The sequence below is a fragment of the Paraburkholderia sacchari genome, assembly GCF_000785435.2.
GTDB classification, from domain to species: domain Bacteria; phylum Pseudomonadota; class Gammaproteobacteria; order Burkholderiales; family Burkholderiaceae; genus Paraburkholderia; species Paraburkholderia sacchari.
In genome coordinates this window covers 499,841-519,240 of sequence record NZ_JTDB02000002.1, presented here as the reverse complement: position 1 = coordinate 519,240, position 19,400 = coordinate 499,841, and the positions used below count along the sequence as shown (strand labels likewise).

Annotated in this window: 16 protein-coding genes; 3 read left to right on the top strand and 13 right to left on the bottom strand. The window is 66.0% G+C overall.

From position 1 onward, the window contains the following. Positions 1–34 precede the first annotated feature (34 nt). The 7 genes from ptsP to NH14_RS09095 all read right to left on the bottom strand — a co-directional run bounded on the left by ptsP (position 35) and on the right by NH14_RS09095 (position 7,975). Positions 35–1,771 (bottom strand): phosphoenolpyruvate--protein phosphotransferase, encoded by a 1,737-nt coding sequence (gene ptsP, locus NH14_RS09125; RefSeq protein ID WP_035524074.1) that lies wholly within the window; start codon positions 1,769–1,771, stop codon positions 35–37. Positions 1,772–2,007: 236 nt separating this feature from the next. Beyond that, positions 2,008–2,277 carry an HPr family phosphocarrier protein gene (locus NH14_RS09120; protein ID WP_035523707.1) on the bottom strand — a complete coding sequence of 90 codons (270 nt, stop codon included), beginning with the start codon at positions 2,275–2,277 and terminating at the stop codon, positions 2,008–2,010. Between the two features lie 137 nt (positions 2,278–2,414). Beyond that, the gene (locus tag NH14_RS09115; RefSeq protein WP_084225196.1) at positions 2,415–2,951 is read right to left on the bottom strand and encodes a PTS sugar transporter subunit IIA; all 537 of its coding nucleotides are present in this window, start codon (positions 2,949–2,951) and stop codon (positions 2,415–2,417) included. A 396-nt stretch (positions 2,952–3,347) separates the two neighbouring features. Continuing rightward, on the bottom strand, positions 3,348–4,301 hold the full coding sequence (gene gshB / locus NH14_RS09110) for a glutathione synthase (protein WP_035523705.1): 954 nt from the start codon (positions 4,299–4,301) through the stop codon (positions 3,348–3,350). A gap of 134 nt (positions 4,302–4,435) precedes the next feature. Beyond that, positions 4,436–5,725: a glutamate--cysteine ligase gene (gene gshA / locus NH14_RS09105; protein ID WP_035523703.1), complete on the bottom strand. Its 1,290-nt coding sequence runs from the start codon at positions 5,723–5,725 to the stop codon at positions 4,436–4,438. A 367-nt stretch (positions 5,726–6,092) separates the two neighbouring features. Continuing rightward, complete coding sequence (locus NH14_RS09100) at positions 6,093–7,586, bottom strand: ammonium transporter (protein ID WP_035523700.1); 1,494 nt, start codon at positions 7,584–7,586, stop codon at positions 6,093–6,095. A gap of 50 nt (positions 7,587–7,636) precedes the next feature. Beyond that, the gene (locus NH14_RS09095) at positions 7,637–7,975 is read right to left on the bottom strand and encodes a P-II family nitrogen regulator (protein ID WP_035524068.1); all 339 of its coding nucleotides are present in this window, start codon (positions 7,973–7,975) and stop codon (positions 7,637–7,639) included. Between the two features lie 486 nt (positions 7,976–8,461). Between NH14_RS09095 and NH14_RS09090 the strand changes: the two genes are divergently transcribed. Together NH14_RS09090 and NH14_RS09085 are read left to right on the top strand one after the other, a co-directional pair. Continuing rightward, the gene (locus tag NH14_RS09090) at positions 8,462–8,719 is read left to right on the top strand and encodes an accessory factor UbiK family protein (RefSeq protein ID WP_168727135.1); all 258 of its coding nucleotides are present in this window, start codon (positions 8,462–8,464) and stop codon (positions 8,717–8,719) included. Between the two features lie 142 nt (positions 8,720–8,861). Next, positions 8,862–10,466 carry a YifB family Mg chelatase-like AAA ATPase gene (locus NH14_RS09085; RefSeq protein WP_035523696.1) on the top strand — a complete coding sequence of 535 codons (1,605 nt, stop codon included), beginning with the start codon at positions 8,862–8,864 and terminating at the stop codon, positions 10,464–10,466. A 408-nt stretch (positions 10,467–10,874) separates the two neighbouring features. Here NH14_RS09085 and NH14_RS09080 read toward each other — a convergent pair whose 3' ends face one another. Then, positions 10,875–11,417 (bottom strand): hypothetical protein, encoded by a 543-nt coding sequence (locus tag NH14_RS09080; protein ID WP_331253433.1) that lies wholly within the window; start codon positions 11,415–11,417, stop codon positions 10,875–10,877. Between the two features lie 231 nt (positions 11,418–11,648). Between NH14_RS09080 and NH14_RS09075 the strand changes: the two genes are divergently transcribed. Next, positions 11,649–12,179, top strand: coding sequence for a TlpA disulfide reductase family protein (locus tag NH14_RS09075; RefSeq protein WP_035523691.1), 531 nt, complete (start codon positions 11,649–11,651; stop codon positions 12,177–12,179). 114 nt (positions 12,180–12,293) lie between these two features. Here NH14_RS09075 and NH14_RS09070 read toward each other — a convergent pair whose 3' ends face one another. The 5 genes from NH14_RS09070 to NH14_RS09050 all read right to left on the bottom strand — a co-directional run bounded on the left by NH14_RS09070 (position 12,294) and on the right by NH14_RS09050 (position 19,384). Continuing rightward, positions 12,294–13,655: a sigma-54-dependent transcriptional regulator gene (locus NH14_RS09070; RefSeq protein ID WP_035523688.1), complete on the bottom strand. Its 1,362-nt coding sequence runs from the start codon at positions 13,653–13,655 to the stop codon at positions 12,294–12,296. Positions 13,656–13,675: 20 nt separating this feature from the next. Further along, the gene (locus tag NH14_RS09065; protein ID WP_407947131.1) at positions 13,676–15,712 is read right to left on the bottom strand and encodes a sensor histidine kinase; all 2,037 of its coding nucleotides are present in this window, start codon (positions 15,710–15,712) and stop codon (positions 13,676–13,678) included. Positions 15,713–15,943: 231 nt separating this feature from the next. Then, entirely contained in the window at positions 15,944–17,230 is a 1,287-nt protein-coding gene (locus tag NH14_RS09060) for a dicarboxylate/amino acid:cation symporter (protein WP_035524062.1), read from the bottom strand. Positions 17,231–17,591: 361 nt separating this feature from the next. Continuing rightward, the gene (locus NH14_RS09055) at positions 17,592–18,512 is read right to left on the bottom strand and encodes an ABC transporter permease subunit (protein ID WP_084225192.1); all 921 of its coding nucleotides are present in this window, start codon (positions 18,510–18,512) and stop codon (positions 17,592–17,594) included. Continuing rightward, positions 18,509–19,384 (bottom strand): taurine ABC transporter ATP-binding protein, encoded by an 876-nt coding sequence (locus NH14_RS09050; RefSeq protein WP_084225190.1) that lies wholly within the window; start codon positions 19,382–19,384, stop codon positions 18,509–18,511. The genes NH14_RS09055 and NH14_RS09050 overlap by 4 nt, the downstream gene beginning before the upstream one ends. Positions 19,385–19,400: the final 16 nt, after the last annotated feature.

The window sequence follows — 19,400 nt, the reverse complement described above, 5'->3', positions numbered from 1 at the left end:
TGTCGTCAACGCTGCTCGCGAGCGCTAACACCCGTTACGCGAGCGCGAGCCGCCCCAGCGCCGCCTGCAGTTCCTCGGGCTCATAAGCGGCCAGCACATCGGCCACCGGCTTCTCGAGCGCCTTGATCTGCGAGCGCAGGATCTCCTGCTTCACCTCCAGCAACTGGCTCGGGTGCATCGAGAATTCGGTGAGCCCCATGCCGAGCAGCAGACGCGTGAGCTGCGGATCGCCGGCCATCTCCCCGCACACCGAAACCGGCACGCCCGCGCGCTTGGCCTCGCGCAGCGTATGCGCAATGAGTTGCAGCACAGCCGGATGCAGCGGGTCGTAGAGATCGGCCACGGCATTGTCGGCGCGGTCGATCGCGAGCGTGTACTGGATCAAGTCGTTGGTGCCGATCGAGAGGAAATCCAGACGCCGCAGGAACATCGGCAGCGCGAGCGCCGCCGCCGGAATCTCGATCATCGCGCCCACCTGCACGTTCGGATCGTAGGCGAGCCCCGCATCGTCGAGCTGGCGCTTGGCCTCGCGAATGAGGTCGAGCGTCTGGTCGATCTGCTGCGCGTGCGCGAGCATCGGCACCAGGATCTTGACCGTGCCGTACACCGACGCGCGCAGGATCGCGCGCAACTGCGTGAGGAACATCTGCGGCTCGGAAAGGCTCCAGCGGATCGCGCGCAGGCCAAGCGCCGGGTTCGCGGCGGTCTCGTAGCCGTCGCCGCCTATCGAGTCGAGCGGCTTGTCCGCGCCCACGTCGATCGTGCGGATCGTCACGGGCAGCCCGTTCATCAACTCGACCGCCCGGCGGTAGGCGACGAACTGCTCCTCCTCCTCCGGCAACCGGTCCTTATGGTTCATGAACAGGAACTCGGTGCGGAACAGGCCCACGCCCGTCGCGCCGGCGTCGAGCGCCGCCTGCGCGTCCTCGGGCAGCTCGATATTCGCGTAGAGCTCGATCTTCGCGCCGCACAGTGTTTGCGTGGGCGAGAACTTCAGGCGCTGCAGCTTGCGCCGCTCGAGCGCCATCTCGCTTTGCCGGTAGGTGTACTCCTCCAGCACGATGGGCGCGGGGTCGACGATCACGACGCCGTGGTCGCCATCGACAATGATGAGGTCGTCCTGGCGAATCAGCGCGCTCGCCTGCTGCACGCCCACCGCGGCCGGAATGCCGAGACTGCGCGCAACGATCGCCGTATGCGAGGTGCGCCCGCCCAGATCGGTGACGAAGCCCTGGAACGTCTGCCCCTTGAACTGCAGCATGTCGGCGGGCGCAATGTCGTGCGCGACCACGATCATCTCGTCGCAACCGCCGTGCAGCGCCGCAGGCGAGGCGCCCGCGAGCGCCTTTAGCACGCGCTCGGCCACCTGCTCGATGTCGGCTTTGCGCTCGCGCAGGTATTCGTCCTCGACTTCGTCGAAATGGCGCGTGAGGCGTTCGAGCTGCTCGGTGAGCGCCCACTCCACATTGAAGCGGCGCGTGCGGATGAGGTCGATGGTCTCCTGAACGAGCATGACGTCTTTCAGGATCATGAGGTGCACGTCGATGAAGGCGCCCATTTCGGTGGGCGCGTCGGCGGCGAGGTCGGCGCGCAGCGTGTCGAGCTCCTGCTCGACGAGCGCGAGCGCGGCGCGAAAGCGCTCGATTTCGCCTTCGATCTGCGGCAGCTCGATCAGATAGTGGTCGACGTCGAGCGCAGCCGGGGCGATCAGATACGCTCGCCCGATGGCAATACCGCGTGATACGGGAATCCCATGCAGCGTGAACGGCACGCGCACCTCCTCTGGTTATTTGATGCTGCGGCAAACCGCTGCAATGCGCTCTCTCTGACCCCGGCGATCATTATAAATTCCGCAGCGCGCCGATGTTGCGTGTCGCAGCCCAGCAATAAAAACGCCGCGAACAAGCGCGGCGTCGTGGAGGTTGCGGGTGGCGGCAGTCAGTACTGCCGGCAATGGTCAGAGCGGCGGCCAGTGCCGCATCGGCATAGCTCGCCGATGCGTGAAATTCACTGGCCTTCGCCGAACTTGTCGGCGATGAGCTTGAGCATTGCGTCCATGGCATCGGCTTCGTCCGGGCCTTCGGTTTCGATCACCACCGTGCTGCCGATGCCTGCCGCCAGCATCATCACGCCCATGATGCTCTTGGCGTTGATCCGGCGCCCGTTGCGGCTCATCCAGATTTCCGACTGATAGTTGCCGGCCAGTTGCGTCAGCTTCGCCGATGCGCGTGCATGCAGGCCGAGTTTGTTCACGATGGTCGTTTCTTGTTGCAGCATAGTTCGTCGATCCAGGCGCTATGTGGTGATGTAATGCTTGGTGATTGTGCGTCGCTCGCGCGGGTTGTCCGCGCAGTTGGCGCCCCCGGCAAACCGGCAGTCCGGTTATCTGGCTGGCAGCCAGGCCGATTGCCCGATCAGGTCGCGCCGGCAGGCTTCAAGACTCCGGCTGAAAGGCCGCTTGCCGCTTTGACGTTATCCGTTGCGCCCGCGGCGGCCTGCTCCGCCGCATCGGCGGCAGCCTCGGCGCATGGCGTGGGCGAGCAGCCGTATTCGGGCGCCGGCGTACCCGGTCCGATCGCCTGAATGCCCTTGCTCGCGCCTGCCAGCGCTTTTTCGACCAGCATATCGAGCGACGTCGTGCGGTAGCATACGGCGCGCACGAGCATCGGCAGGTTGACGCCAGCCAGCACGCGCACCTGTGGCACGGTAGCAAGCCGGGCAGCGATATTCGAAGGCGTGGCGCCAAACATGTCGGTGAGCACGAGCGCGCCGTTGTCCTCGCGCAGACGCTCGATTTCGGCCGTCGCCTGCGCAACCACCTCGACGGGGTCGCTGTCGGGCAATACGTCAAGCGCGCCAATGCGCGCCGGACAGCCGCCATAGATATGAGCGATGCACTCGCGCAGCGCGGTGGCGAGTGGTGCGTGGGCGATGATCAGAATTCCTGCCATGTCAGTACTCGCCGGGCCGCCCCAAGAGTACTGACGCCCCCTCGGGGGACAGCGACTGCAGAGCGCGTTGGGGGTAGTTCATATTTCAGCCTGACTGCCTATAACGGCTTCAGTTGATGCCGGGACGGTCCCAGCAGCGCCGATCCCGCGGCCAGCCGTGAGCCAGCGGGGTCGGAACACACGCCGCGCGGCAGCCCTGACGCGCCTTGAAGCACACCTCAAGACACACCGGACAATCCGCCGCGAAACGCAGGCTCGCGCATTGTAACAGGGTCATTTTCGCGCACACCAAGCTGTTTTGCTTGTAGTTTTGCGTCGTGAAATGCCCGCGCCGGACACCCCGGCCACGCGGGCAGCGCAGCCCGCACAGAGTAGATGCCGCCGCCGCGCCGGGAATCAAGCCGCCGCGCGCTCCAGCGCGTCGACGAACATCGCCGCTACGTCGAAGCCGGTCTGCTCCATGATTTCGCGAAAGCAGGTCGGGCTCGTCACGTTGACCTCGGTGAGCCAGTCGCCGATCGCATCCAACCCCACGAGCAGCAGGCCGCGTGCTGCGAGCGTCGGGCCGAGCGCCTTCGCGATCTCCATGTCGCGCGCGGTGAGCGGCTGCGCAACGCCCAGGCCGCCCGCTGCGAGGTTGCCGCGCACCTCGTTGCCCTGCGGAATGCGCGCGAGCGAATACGGCACCGGCTCGCCGCCGATCAGCAGAATGCGCTTGTCGCCGGCCTTGATCTCGGGGATGAACTTCTGCGCCATCACGCTGCGCGCGCCGTCGTGGCTCAGCATCTCGATGATCGAGCCAAGGTTCATGCCGTCCGCCTTCACGCGGAACACGCCCATGCCGCCCATGCCGTCGAGCGGCTTCAGGATCACGTCCTGGTGCTCTTCGTGGAACTTGCGCAGGCGCGCCGCGCTGCGCGTGACGAGCGTGGGCGCAACGAACTGCGCAAACTCGCCGATGGCGAGCTTTTCCGAGTGATCGCGAATCGATTGCGGCTTGTTGAAGATCTTTGCGCCCGCGCGCTCGGCGATTTCGAGGAGCCACGTGGAGGTCACATACTCCATGTCGAACGGCGGGTCCTTGCGCATGATGACCGCATCGAAGCCGGTGAGCGCGCGCTCATCCGGCGTGGCCTTGAACCAGGTTTCGCGATGCAGGTCCGCCGTGTCGCCGACGATCTCGAAGCGCCGCACGTCGGCTTCGACCTGGCCGTTCACCCATGCCAGATGCTGGGGCTCGCACGCAAACAGCGTATGGCCGCGCTTTGCGGCCTCAGCCATCATCGCGTAGGTCGAGTCCTTGTAGATCTTGAACCGCTCGAGCGGATCGGCGATGAAGAGAATGTCCATATCGTCTCTGCCTTGTCCCTGCCTGGTGTCCGCTTTGTGCGGGGTGTTATGACGGCAACGCCCGCTCGGGGCGGGCGCTGCGTTGAATTTTCCGAAAAACGACGGTCGCGAGGCTCGAACCTGGCTATACCTGGCTATACCTGGATCGCCTCGGGATCGGTCTTCTCCAGCTCGACCGACGCCGCCAGCAAGCCCAGACGCGCCACCACGCCGTACATGTAGAAGCGGTTGGGCGGCGCCGCGCCGGGCTTCGCGCGCGTGTCGGGCAGCGCTGTATGCTCGAAGCCGAGCGGCACGTAGTGCATGCCCGGCGCGTTCAGATTCTGGTCGCGCTCGCGGCTGCCGTGCGCGCGGTAGAAGCCGCCCACCACGTAGCGGTCGATCATGTAGACGACCGGCTCGGCCACTTCGTCGCCGATATGCTCGAACGTGTAGACCCCTTCCTGCACGATCACGTCGCGCACTTCGAGCCCGTCCTTCGTGGCCGACATCTTCGCACGTTCGCGCTTGGTGAGCGCGGCGACCTCGGAGGCGTCGTGCACCGTCATCACGCCGCGGCCGTCTGTGCCGGCGTCGGACTTGATCACCACGTAGGGCTTTTCGGTGATGCCGTACTCGCGATACTTCTTCGCAATCTTCTTGAGCACCGCGTCGATGGACGCCGCCAGCTTCTCCTCGCCGGTACGCGCCTCGAAATCGACGCCTTCGACGTGCGCGAAGTACGGATTGATCATCCACGGGTCCACGCCCACCATCTTCGCGAACTTCTTCGCCACGTCGTCATAGCAGGAGAAATGCGTGGACTTGCGGCGCACCGCCCAGCCCGCGTGCAGCGGCGGCAGCAGATATTGCTCGTGCAGGTTCTCCAGCACCGGCGGAATGCCGCCGGACAGATCGTTGTTCAGCAGGATCGAGCACGGATCGAAGTTCTTCAGACCCAAGCGCCGCTGCGAGCGCTCGAGCGGCTCGAGCACGATCTTCTGGCCGTCCGCGAGCGAGATCGTGACCGGACCGGCGATGGTTTCGTCGAGCGTGCCGAAGCGCACGTTAAGGCCCGCCTGGCGCATGATCGTGGCAAGGCGCGCGACGTTCTCCAGATAGAACGCGTTGCGCGTGTGCATCTCGGGAATCACCAGCAGGTTCTTGGCGTCCGGGCAGATCTTTTCGATGGCCGCCATGGCGGCCTGCACGGCGAGCGGCAGCACTTCCTGCGGCAGGCAGTTGAAGGCGCCGGGAAAGAGATTGGTGTCGACCGGCGCGAGCTTGAAGCCGGCGTTGCGCAGGTCCACCGAACAATAGAACGGCGGCGTGTGCTCCTGCCATTCGAGGCGGAACCAGCGCTCGATGGACGGCGTCGCGTCGAGGATGCGCTGCTCGAGTTCGAGAAGCGGACCGTTCAACGCCGTAACCAGATGCGGGACCATAAGGTAATACTCGCGGACAAAAGCTGATTGAGGGTAGGAAATCGGGAGCTTATCTGGGGACGATTGCAGCGGTTGCAAGACAGCTTTTCCCTTACATGCCATAGGGTTATCGACGCCCGATCATCCACCCCGAATATCCATTCTGGACCGCGAGCATGGTCCGGCGCAATGGAGCCCCACGAAAAGAAGGGACACTAACCCTAACGTAGAGGAATTCGGGGTTATTCCCTCCTCGCGTTGTCTGCGCCCAGAAAAGAAAAAGGGCCCGCCGTGTGAAGGCGGGCCCAAGTCGCTGCACTCCGTACTGCCTGCTTGCTACTCGTTACTGCTGCCTACTGATCCAAATCTGGATTCAAGCCTGCGTGGCTCATTCCACGCGTTCGCCGTGCAGGACCACGTCGAGGCCCTCGCGCTCTTCTTCTTCGCTCACGCGCAGGCCCATCACCATGTCGATCACCTTGAGCAGGACGAAGCTCACCACGCCGCTGTAGACGAGGGTCGTGAGCACGCCCTTGGCCTGGAGGATGAGGCTGCCGTCCGCGCCGCCGATGTCCTTCACCGCGAACACGCCGGTCAGGAGCGCACCGATGATGCCGCCCACGCCATGGACGCCGAACGCGTCGAGCGAGTCGTCGTAGTTGAACTTGTGCTTGAGCCAGGTAGCCGACCAGAAGCAGACCACGCCCGCCACCACGCCGATCACGATCGCGCCCATCACGCCGACGAAGCCCGATGCCGGCGTCACGGCCACGAGCCCCGCCACCGCGCCCGAAGCGATGCCGAGCACCGAGGGCTTGCCCTTGGCAATCCACTCCGCGAACATCCAGCCGAGCGCCGCGCAGGCGGTCGCCACTTGCGTCGTAAGCATCGCGAAGCCGGCACGGCCGTCGGCGGCGACCGCCGAGCCCGCGTTGAAGCCGAACCAGCCCACCCACAGCATGGCCGCGCCGATCAGCGTGAGCACGAGGTTATGCGGCGCCATGGCTTCGCGGCCATAGCCCACGCGCTTGCCGAGCACGATGCAGCACACGAGGCCCGCGATGCCAGCGTTGATGTGCACCACCGTGCCGCCCGCGAAGTCGAGAATGCCTGCGCTCGCGAGCCAGCCCGTCGGCTCCCACACGATGTGCGCGATCGGCGCGTAGACGATGATCGACCACAGCGACATGAACACGAGCATCGCCGAGAACTTCATGCGGTCGGCGAACGCGCCGGTGATGAGCGCCGGCGTGATGATCGCGAACGTCATTTGATAGACGAAGTACACGGTTTCGGGGATGGTCGGCGCGAGGTGGCTCACGGTGAGCGTCGTCGCCTTGTCGCCCTTGATGTAGTTCATGCCTTCGAGGAAGATGCGCGAGAAGCCGCCGATGAACGCGTTGCCCGGCGTGAACGCAAGGGTATAGCCCACCACCGTCCAGATCACCGTCACGACGCAGGTGATCGCGAAGCTCTGCATGAGCGTCGCGAGAACGTTCTTCTTGCGGACCATGCCGCCGTAGAAGAGCGCGAGACCCGGAATCGTCATGAACAGGACGAGCGCGGTGGACGTGAGCATCCACGCGGTGTCGCCCGAGTTGATCTTCGACGAATCGACCGAGAACGGCGCGGTCGGAGCCGCGGGCGCGGCTGCTGCGGCGGCCGAAGCGTCGGCTGGCGCGCTTGCGGCAGGGGCGGAAGCGGCTACGGCCGCCGGAGCCGATGCGGCCGGAGCCGATGCGTCGGGCGCGGTGGCAGCGGGAGCCGATGCTGCCGGTGCGGAAGCAGCGGTGGGTGCGGACGCATCGTCGGCCAGTGCGGCGCCGATGCCGCCGGCCAGCAGCGAGCCGGCCATCAGCAGGGACATCAAAAGTTTGCGCATCTCGGTTTCCTCTAGTCTCTCTCGTCTGTCACAAGGACTTTATTGGGTTCTCACAGCGCGTCGGCGCCGGTCTCGCCGGTGCGGATGCGAATGACTTGTTCGATGGGGGCGACGAAGATCTTGCCGTCGCCGATCTTGCCGGTGCGGGCCGCACGCTCGATCGCCTCGATGGCCTGCTCGACGATGTCGTCGGCGACGGCGGCTTCGATCTTGACCTTGGGCAGGAAGTCGACGACGTATTCCGCGCCGCGGTACAGCTCGGTGTGGCCCTTCTGACGGCCGAAGCCTTTCACCTCCGTGACCGTGATCCCCGAGACGCCAATAGCCGAGAGGGCCTCGCGCGCCTCATCGAGCTTGAACGGCTTGATGATTGCTGTGATTAGTTTCATGTAGTCCTCGTTGCGGTTGCTGTGCCGTTGTTCCGTAGTGATGCCGTATGCGTGATTCAGCGTGCGGAGCAGTATTAGCAACACCCGTGCCAATTCGCGCGGACTGCTTTTCTGATGGATTTCGATGCATGAATCGCGCAAGCCGTGGACAATGCCGATCCACGCACGCCAACCCGCGCCACACGGGCGGGCGCGGCCTGCAGCGGGGTCCTGGCCGGACGGCCAGCGCGCGCGCCGCGCGGTGGCGGCGCCTGTCGATCGTTGCTAGAGTGTTTTCAGACAGGGCAGCGCGGTAGCCGGGCATCGCAGAAGCGTCAGCGCTCCGCTTTAAGCGCCGCCGGCAGATGGCGGGCGCGGCATGCACCAGTTGCGCTCATGGGCTGCAGCCTCGCACCAGGATCGATCACGATTCAAAGCGAGGCACAGTCGACACGAAATCTGCACATTTTTTGTGCAGCGAATTTATGAAGCAGTAAGGGGAACCGAATGAAACAGCCAAACGACGTATTCAACGATCTGCAATCGAAGATGGGCGAGCTTCTGAAGAACTCGCCGGCGCGCGACGTCGAGCGCAATGTGCGCGCCATGCTCTCGCAAGGCTTTTCGAAGCTCGATCTCGTCACGCGCGAAGAGTTCGACGCGCAGACGCAAGTGCTGGTGCGCACGCGTCAGCGCCTCGAAGAACTCGAGCGCCGCGTGGCCGAACTCGAGCAGAAGCAGCCTRTGACTGGCCAGTCGTCCTGATTGATTCGATGCACCATCGCTAAGGCAAGCGAGCCGTAACCGTTCCGCAATGGAACCGTAAAGGGGCACGCGCCTCACCAGCCCGGCGCATGAAGGGTGGCTTCGTCCGTTCGCCGTTCGTGTGCCCCTTCCGGAGATCTCCATGTCGCTTGCCGTGGTGCGCAGCCGCGCGCCGGCTGCCGGCCGCGCGCCCGATGTGACCGTAGAAGTCCATCTCGCCAATGGGTTGCCGTCGTTTTCGATCGTCGGCCTACCCGACCTCGAAGTTCGCGAAAGCCGCGAGCGCGTGCGCGCGGCAATCTCCAACTGCGGCTTCGACTTTCCCGTGCGCCGCATCACCGTGAATCTCGCGCCCGCCGACTTGCCGAAAGAGTCGGGCCGCTTCGACTTGCCCATCGCGTTGGGCATTCTCGCCGCGAGCGGCCAGATTCCCGCTGCGTCGCTCATGGCCGCGCGGGAATTCGCGGGCGAACTGTCGCTCTCGGGCGCGGTGCGTCCCATGCGCGGCGCGTTCGCGATGGCATGCGGCACGGCGCGCGCGCACGCCGGCGCGCCGCAGCCGCCCGAAACGCTTCACGCGGCGCCCGCGCATCTACCCTTCGGCGCGCTGGACTCATGCGCATGCATACCCGAGCTCTACCTGCCCGCCGACAACGCCGCCGAGGCCGCGCTCGTGCCCGGCGTGGATGTCTACGCCGTTCCAGATCTGCGCACGCTCTGCGCGCACCTCTCGGGCGAAGAAGCCGCGCGCCTCGTGCCCGTGCGAGCCAACGCGCTCGACGCGGCGCCGGCCGCGCCGCCACCTGACATGGCCGACGTGATCGGCCAGCGCGGCGCGCGCCGCGCACTCGAAGTCGCGGCGGCGGGCGGCCACCATCTGTTAATGGTCGGACCGCCGGGCGCGGGCAAGTCGATGCTCGCCGCGCGCCTGCCCGGCCTCCTGCCGCCGATGACCGACGCCGAGGCGCTCGCCAGCGCAGCCCTGCTTTCGGCTAGTTCGTTTGGTTTTTCGCCGCAACAATGGCGCCGGCGGCCGTTTCGCGCGCCGCACCACTCGTCCAGCGCGGCGGCGCTGATCGGCGGACGCAATCCGCCTCAGCCCGGCGAGATCACGCTCGCCCATTCAGGTGTCCTGTTTCTCGATGAATTGCCCGAGTTCGACCGTCACGTGCTGGAGACTTTGCGCGAGCCGCTCGAAGCCGGCTCGATCACCATCTCGCGCGCGGCGTGGCAGACCGACTTTCCCGCCGCCTGCCAGCTCGTCGCCGCCATGAATCCCTGCCCGTGCGGCTGGCGCGGCGATCCCTCGGGGCGCTGCCGTTGCACGCCCGAGGCGGCGGCGCGCTATCGCCGCAAGCTCTCGGGGCCGCTGCTCGACCGCATCGACATTCAGATCGAGATTCCCGCGCTGCCGCCTGCCGAACTCGCCTCGCGCGCCAGCGCGCCCGGTGAGCCGAGCGCGGCCGTGGCTGCCCGCGTGGCCGCGGCGCGCGAGCGCCAGATCGCCCGCCAGGGCAAGACCAACCGCGAGCTGAGCGGCCGCGAGACCGACGCGGTCTGTCGCCCCGATGCCGCAGGCGAAGCGTTGCTGCGCGAAGCGGGCGAGCGCTTCGGCTGGTCGGCGCGCGCGTACTACCGCGCGCTCAAGGTAGCGCGCACGATCGCCGACCTCGCTGACGCGCCTATGCCCGAAGCCGCACACGTCGCGGAAGCGGTGCAGTATCGGCGCGCATTCAGCGATCAGTAGTGCGCAATAACGGGGACGCATCGACGCGGGTTGGCAGTGGATGCAGCCTGCGCCGAAACTCGAATTCAAACTTCAGATGGATCAAAAAAAGGAAGTCAAGACTTGACTTATGCACACTTTGTCGTGTGAGCAGCAATTTCTTGCACGATTCGCATTCAGCTTTGACCAAAAACGCAAGTCATTGATTTTTATACAATTAACATTCTGCCGAGAAGCGCGCCAAACTAACAAAAAGCCCACAGCGCGGCCTTTTGCGAGCATCGAGCCAGCCTTTTCCACAAAGTTACCCACAGGACCTGTGGGTAACTCGTAAACCCTCAATGAAATCCGGGAATTAGCCCGTAAACCCAGGACTGCACATTCACTTTCGGTCGCAACCGCTTGTCGCTCCGTAATCCTAAGATGCGCTCAATGAAGCTTGAACGATTGGAAGAACTGATCAACCTGCTCGGGCGCGGGCTGCTCGCGGCCCACGATTGCCCACTGGTAGGCATGCGCCCCCTTGGCGACGAGCCGCGCGTGGATCGTGCGCTGCTCCTCGTTCGCCCCGGCCTTGCCCGTGAGCTGCATGTCGACGCCCTCGACCGAGCCCCCCGCCTCGACCGGCACCGCAACCGCGTGCGCGTCGGGCGTCGCGCCCACGTTGTGCGCAAGCCCCTCGCGCAAGTACCCAAGCGCTTTTTGCTGCGTGGCGGGCTGCGCGTCGGGCAGTTCGAGCGTGCCGACCACGAATACCGCCCCGCTCACCTCGGCAGTCTGGACCCGCATGCGCATCGGCGTGCCGGCCACGTCCAGGCTGCGCTCGTCCGCGCCGGGCTTGGCCGGCATATCGACGCTATAGCCGCTCGCGTTGTTCGAAATCGTGCGCCAGTCGTAGGTGGGCGAACAGGCAATGAGCGGCGCGAACATACCCGCGAGCGCGAGCGCGGCCGCGGCACGAGTGACGTGCATGCGCAAGAACAGAAGCAAGGGCGACGGCACAAACCGCGAAAGACCGGCGCGGGAGAAAACGTTGGAAACCATGAGACGCGAGCGGAGTGGCAAAAAGTGTGAGGAAAGAGATGAGCGGAACATTATCCCTGCCTTATGCCCACCCGTGCCGACGCAACCGCTATGCCGGGAAATTCGGCGCTACAATGGTTCGGCTCATTTCCGCGCCCAGAGGCGCCCGAGGCTTCATTCATGTCCGCATCCCCGACACCTCCGAAGGCGCGCTCCAGCGCGATCCGCAGCATCGGCGCCGTAGTCGTTGTCGCCGCGCTGGCCATCGCCGGCTATTTCGCGTTCTTCGGCAGCCAGCAACGCGTGCCCGACGCCACCTTCACGCTGCTCTCCGGTCAAAAGGTCTCGACCGCCGATCTCAAGGGCAAGGTCTATCTCGTCAACTTCTGGGCGACGAGCTGCACCACCTGCATGAAGGAAATGCCCCAGATGATCCAGACCTATAACCGGTTCAAGGGCGAAGGCCTCGAATTCGTCGCCGTGGCGATGAACTACGACGCGCCCATGTACGTCGTCAATTACGCGCAGACGCGGCAGTTGCCGTTCAAGGTGGCAATGGACGACGGCTCGGCGGCCAAACAGTTCGGCAACGTGCAGCTCACGCCCACCACCTTCGTGATCGATCGCGACGGCAAGATTCTCAAGCGCTATGTGGGCGAGCCGAAATTCGCGGAACTCGACGCGCTGCTGCAAAAGGCGCTGGCGACCTGAGGCGCCTCACACGCCAGACAGCGCCAGGCAGCACCAGACACAAACGGCAGCGGAAACCCGCTGCCGTTTTCGTTTCCGCCGCAGTTTTCAATCGGTTTCCCTGCATCGCCGATCTCACCCGCGCGCTTCGCTCTCCCCTCGCGCCACCAGCCCATAACGGCGCATCTTCTCGTAGAGCGTGGCCTTCGCCATCTGCAACCGCTCGGCGGCCTGCGCAACCGCGCCGTGCGTCTGCTGGAGCGCGTCGGCAATCAGCGCGCGCTCGTACTGCTCCACGCGCTCCTTGAGCGGCAGCGCGTCGTCGGCGCCGCTTGCGGCCTGCGGCGCGACATCGTCGGGAATGCCAAGCACATAGCGGTCCGCCGCGTTGCGAAGTTCGCGCACGTTGCCCGGCCAGTCGCGCTGCGCGAGGCGCATGCGGTCGCGCTCGGTCAACAGCGGCGCGGGGCGCTGATAGCGCACCGCCGCATCCAGCAGGAAGTGCTCGAAGAGCGGCACGATGTCTTCGCGGCGCTCGGCGAGCGGCGGCAGCGCGATCGTCACCACGTTCAGGCGATACAGCAAGTCGCGCCGAAAGGTGCCAGCCGCGACGTGCTCCATCATGTCGCCCTTGGCCGCCGCAACCACGCGCAAGTCCACGCGCACCGGCTGGTTCGAGCCGAGACGCTCCAGCACGCCGTCCTGCAGCACGCGCAGCAGCTTCACCTGGAGCGCGAGCGGCATGCTCTCGATCTCGTCGAGAAAGAGCGTGCCGCCCGTGGCGTGCTCGAGCTTGCCGATGCGCCGCTTGGCCGCGCCCGTGAACGCGCCGGGTTCGTAGCCGAACATCTCCGATTCGAACATCGGCTCGGGCAGCGCGCCGCAATTCACGGCCACGAATGGCCTGTCGCGGCGCGGCGAGAGCTCGTGCAGGCTGCGTGCGATCAACTCCTTGCCCGCACCGGTGTCACCGTTGATGAGCACTGAAGCGTCCGTGGGCGCGATGTTGGCGATCAGCCGCCGCACCTGCTCGATCGCCGGGCTCTTGCCGATGATGCGCGGCGCGAGCGTGTCCTGCCCCGCCAGCTCGCGACGCAGCGCGAGGTTTTCGAGCATCAGCGTGCGGCGCTCGAGCGCGCGCCGCACCGTTTCGATCAGGCGCTCGGAAGCGAATGGCTTCTCGATGAAATCGTAGGCGCCGTCGCGCATCGCCTGCACGGCCATCGAAATGTCGCCGTGCCCCGTGACAAGGATCACCGGCACGTCGGGCGCGCGCTCGTGGCACTGCGCGAGCAGATCGAGTCCGCTCATGCCGGGCAGGCGGATGTCGCTCACCACGACGCCGGCGAACTCGGCATCCACGAGCGGCAGCGCGGCCTCGGCGTTGGCGAAGCCGGCCGCCTCGAAGCCCGCGAGCTGCAGGCTCTGGACGCCGGCGCGCCGCACCAGTTCGTCGTCCTCCACGTAGAGCACCCGGCCGGGCATCGAGCTGATCATGTTGGTTCGCCTTCCTTAATTCAGTGTTGCATGCCGTTCGCGGGCGGCGTCGTGTGTTCGTTGGCGGTCGCGAGCGCCGCATTCACGCGCGTGCGGCGCAGCGTCAGCACGAAGCAGGCGCCGCCTGGTGTCGTGCCATCCGCGGCACAATTCGTCGCACGATCGGCCCCACCGTCGGCCCCAACATCGCCCCCACAATTGGCCCCACCCTCGGCGGCGTTGTACGCCGCGAGCGTGCCGCCGCAATCGCGCGCGATCGACGAAGAGATCGCAAGCCCCAGGCCCAGGCCCTGCCCCATCTCCTTCGTGGTGAAGAACGGTTCGAACAGGCGCGGCATGACCTCGGCGGGAATGCCGGGCCCGTTGTCGCACACGGCAATCTCGATGGTCGCGGGCCGCGCGCGCACGTCGATGGCGATGCGCGGTGCGCTCGTCGCGGCGACCGCGTCGAGCGCGTTGCCGATCAGGTTGATGAGCACCTGTTCGAGCCGCAAGTCATCGCACTGCGCAATCAGTTCGGGATAGTCGTTGTGCACATCGAGCAGCACGCTGGCGGCGTCGCCGTCGCTGACGGTGAGCACCACGCTCACGCCTTCGAGACGCTTGCCGAGCAGCCCGAGCGCATTGCGCAGCGCGCGCGCCACCGGCGAGCGCTGGCTCTTCGGCTTCGCGCGCCCCACGAACAGCTTGAGCTGATTCACGATCTTGCCCATGCGCTCGGTGAGCGAGCCGATCGCTTCCAGATTCTCGTGTGCCACGTCGTACTGGCCGCGCTCCAGAAACACTCGGGTGTTGTCCGAGAAGCTGCGCAGCGCCGCGAGCGGCTGATTGAGTTCGTGCGTGATGCCCGCCGCCATCTGCCCGAGCGCAGCAAGCTTGCTCGCCTGGATCAGCTCGTCCTGGGTCGCGCGCAGTTCCGCTTCGGTGCGCGTGCGCTCGGCCACCTCGCGCTGCAAGCGCTCGTTGGCTTGCGAGAGATCGGCGGTGCGCTCGGCTACGCGGTCATTGAGCATGGCGTAGGCCTTTTGCAGCATCGCGCGGCTGCGCAGCACTTCCTGCACGCGCGCGCGGCGCATGCGCCAGTAGAACGCCAGCAGGCACAGCGAGACGTAGCCGAAGCCCGTCATGATCGTCGCGTTGCGCGCCGCGTCCTGCACCGGATCGACTGGCGACATCGTCACGAGATGCCAGTCGGGCTCGCCGAGCGCGCGGCGCGTCTCCAGATAGCGCGGCGCGCGCAGGCCGCTGCCGATGCGCACGATATCGGCGCCGCCCTCCAGCACGCGCTCAACGCTCACGGGCAGCGGCGCGATGTCCTGGCGCGCGTACTGGCGCGTCTCGTCGATCGAGGCCACCACGTCGGCGGGCAACGGGCGCACGGTGCGGTACTTCCACGCGTTCACCGAGGAGAGAAAGATCACGCCGTGATCGTCGGTGACGAGCAGCGGCTCGGAGACGTCCGTGCCCGGAAACCATTCGAGGTTGAGCTTGACCACCGCCACACCGACGATCTTGCCGTTGCGCCGCACCGGCTGCGAAATGTAGTAGCCCGGATCGTGCGAGATCGTGCCGATGCCGAAAAAGCGCCCCACGCCGCCCTTGGCGGCCTCGATGAAGTACGGCCGGAACTGGTAGCCCACGCCTACGAAGCTGTCCGGCCCGCGCCAGTTGCTCGCGGCGATGCACAGGCCGTCGGCGCGAATGATGTAGGTCGTGGTGGCGCGCGCGTGGCGGTTCACGTCTTCGAGATAGCGATTGGCCTGCGCGACCCAGTCGGGTTTCGGGTCGGCGAGCACGTCCTGCACTAGCGGATGCGCCCCCACCAGATACGGCAGCGACTCATAGCGCTCGAGCGTGCTCTTGAGCGCCGCGGTCGTGCGGTCGTTGCGCACGGCGGCGTTGCGGCGCAGCGCGTCGACGCCGGTTTGCCAGGCGAGCGACCACGCAAGCGTGCACACCGCCACGAGCCCGGCGGCGAGCATGAGCAACAGGATGAGACGGCGCGTCACGAAGGAGGCTTCCGGATGATCGTGCGGGGATGAGAGGAATTGTGGCACACGCTTACCGCGCGAGGCGGCCCACGGTGAGAGACGGAAGCGGAAAAGAAAGGCGCCGGGGGAATACGAGAGCAAACAGGCGGCCGGATGGCCGCACAAACCAGAAAAAAGGGGAAAACAACGCGCGCCGGCTGGCGGCACGCGTTACAAAAAGAAAACTACGCAAAACAGCGGCAGGTCATGCAAGCGGCACGGCGGTCCGCGCCGCCATGCACGCCGCACTTCACGGGCTTACACGCCCGCGCTTTCCTTCACATCTTCCGCCTGGCCCGACAGCGCCGCGCGCAGCTTGCTGCGGTCGAGCTCCTTCTCCCATGCCGAGACCACAACCGTCGCCACGCCGTTGCCGACGATGTTGGTCAGTGCACGGCACTCGCTCATGAAGCGGTCGATGCCGAGGATCAGCACCATGCCCGAGAGCGGAATGGTCGGCACCACGGCGAGCGTTGCCGCGAGCGTGATGAAGCCCGCGCCGGTCACGCCGCTCGCGCCCTTCGAGGTGAGCATCGTCACCGCGAGCAGCGTGAGCTGCTGGGTCCACGTGAGATCGGTGTTGGTCGCCTGGGCGATGAAGAGCACCGCCATCGTCATGTAGATGTTGGTGCCGTCGAGGTTGAACGAATAGCCGGTCGGCACCACGAGGCCCACGACCGAGCGCGAACAGCCGAGGCGTTCGAGCTTTTGCATCAGTTGCGGCAGCGCCGACTCCGACGAGCTCGTGCCCAGCACGATCAGCAGCTCTTCCTTGATGTAGGAAACGAAGCGGATGATCGAGAAGCCCGTGAAGCGCGCGATTGTCCCCAGCACCACCAGCACGAACACCACGGAGGTGAGATAGAACGTGCCGATCAGCTTGAGCATCGGCAGCAGCGAGCCCACGCCGTACTTGCCGATGGTGAACGCCATCGCGCCGAACGCACCGATCGGCGCGAGCTTCGTGACGATCTTCACGACGCCGAACAGCACGCCCGAGACGCCCTCGATGAAATCGGTCACCACGCGGCCGCGATCGCCCAGTTGCGCGAGCACCGCGCCGAACAGCAGCGCGATGAGCAGGATCTGCAGGATTTCGCCTTGCGCGAACGCCGAGAACATCGTGTCCGGAATGATGTGCATCAGGAAGTCGACGGTGCTCTGGCCGTGCGCCTTCTCCGCGTAGCTCGCCACGGCCTTGGCGTCGAGCGTGGTGACGTCGACGTTGAAGCCCGCGCCCGGCTTGAGCAAGTGCGTGGCCGCAAGGCCGAGCACCAGCGCGAAGGTCGAGACGATCTCGAAGTAGAGCAGCGCCTTGCCGCCCACGCGACCCACCTTCTTCATGTCCTCCATGCCGGCGATGCCGGTCACGACGGTACAGAAGATGATCGGCCCGATAACCATCTTGATGAGCTTGATGAAGGCGTCGCCAAGCGGCTTCATGTCGATGCCGATGGCCGGCCAGTAGTGGCCGAGAATCACGCCGATGACGATCGCCACGATCACCTGGACGTAAAGGACTTTGTGCAGAGGTTTCTTCACGATTGGATCCTGCAAATGAGTTAAGCCAATGGCCGCGCCTTTTACGAGCGCCATGCCGCGACAGGTCTAAACGGGGATCAGCGAAACCAGAGGTAGGGATCGGACATCGGCTGTCTCCTTGAAGTCTTTTTTTGTCGCGGCCTGGGTGGCCGCGCGATCTATAGAGCAAGGTTGATGCCAGCGACGCGGAGTGGCCCCAGCCTTGATGGACAAGGCCTCTCCGTCTTGAAAGTGCAGGAGGAATCCGGATTTCCAGAAATATAACGGGATAGCGTCCGGGTTTCTGGAACGCAAGAGGAATGGGGGACGGAAAACCGCATGCTGCGCCCCCCCGGATCGAAGGCGCGCAGCCGGAACGCACCGCTCAGCCGCGTCCCTTCCAGGGCGCGAGGCGGCGCTCGAGCGCGCGCATGCCCAGATCGAAGCCCCAGGCGATCAGGCCGATCAGCACGATGCCCATCACCACGACGTCGGTGCGCAGGAAGCTCGACGCATTGAGCACCATCTGGCCGAGGCCCGCCGTGGCCGCCACCATCTCCGCGGCGACGAGCGTGGTCCAGCCAAAGCCGATGGCGATACGCAGGCCCGTGAGGATTTCGGGCAGCGCGGCGGGCAGCACGACGAAGCGCACGATCTGCGCAAAGCTGCCGCCGAGTGAGGCCGCGGCGCGCAACTGCTCGACGCTCGCGCTTTTCGCGCCGGCGCGCGCGGCCATGGCGATGGGCGCGAACGAAGCGAGCCAGATCACCACGAGCTTGGCCGTCTCGTCGATGCCGAACCAGATCACCACGAGCGGCAGGTAGGCAAGCGGCGGCAGCGGCCGGTAGAACTCCAGCGGCGGATCGAGCAAGCCGCGCGCGATGCGCGACACGCCCATCAGGATGCCGATGGGAATCGCCGTCACCGCCGCGAGCGTGAACGCGCCGAACACGCGCAGCGTGCTCCAGAACAGGTGCTCGGAGAGCGGCAGGCCGCCCTGGATGCGGCCGTTCCAGGCATCGACGAAAGCCTGCCAGACCGCCTCGGGCGTGGGCAGGAACAGCGGCGGCAGCCAGTGCAGATGGGTGGCCAGCCACCAGAGCAGCGCGAGCGCGGCCACCGAAGCGGCGCTTAGCGCGGCGGTCGGCCCTTCGCCCGGCATCTGGCGCGGACTCGCTCGCCGCGCAGCGGCGGCTTGCGCGCGCTTGCGGGCCCTGGCTCGGGCCTCAAGCACCTTGACGTCGCACTCACCCGTTGCGCACGCCGTCAACGCGACGTCCCCAAGCGATTCTTGCGGCACGCTCATGGTTTCACCCTCTCTTCGATTCGTTCAGCAACCTCATTGCCGCGATAAACCCACGCACATGGCGCGCGGCTCACTGCAACGCCGGAGCCCCCGGCATCGGCATGGAGCAGGCGCACGAGCCGCTCGCGCCACTCGATGAAATCCGGCGACGACTTCACCGCGCGCGCATCGCGCGTGCGCAAGTAGCGCCGCGCGAACGGCAGTTCGTATTCGTGCTCGATGCGGCCCGGCCCAGGCGTCATCACTACCACGCGCGTCGCCAGAAAAAGCGCCTCTTCCACGCTATGCGTGATGAAGAACACTGTCTTGCGCGTGCGCGCCCAGACGTCGAGCACGAGCGTCTGCACCGACTCGCGCGTCATGGCGTCGAGCGCGCCCATCGGCTCGTCCATCAGCAGCACCTCCGGGTCGCTGGCGAGCGCGCGCGCAATCCCCACGCGCTGCTGCATGCCGCCCGAGAGCGCATACACACGCGAATGCGCGTGGTCCGCGAGCCCGACGAGCGCGAGCTGCTCGCGCGCGATGCGCTCGCGTTCGGCCTTCGGCACGCGCCGAAAGCGCAGGCCGAGCGCGACGTTATCGAGCACGTCGAGCCACGGCAACAACGCATGCTTCTGGAACACCACGCCGCGCTCCGCGCCCGGCCCATCGACGCGCACGCCGTTCACGCGCACCTCGCCCTGCGCTGGCTCGACAAAGCCCGCGATGCAATTCAACAGCGTGGTCTTGCCGCAGCCCGAAGCGCCGAGCGCGACCACGAACTCACCGCTCGACACGTCGAGATTGACCTGCGCGAGCGCGAGATTCGGCGCATCGCCCCGGCGCGCGCCCTCGTAGACGACGCTCAGATCGCGGATTTCCAGCGTGCTCATCCATGCCCTCCTTCGA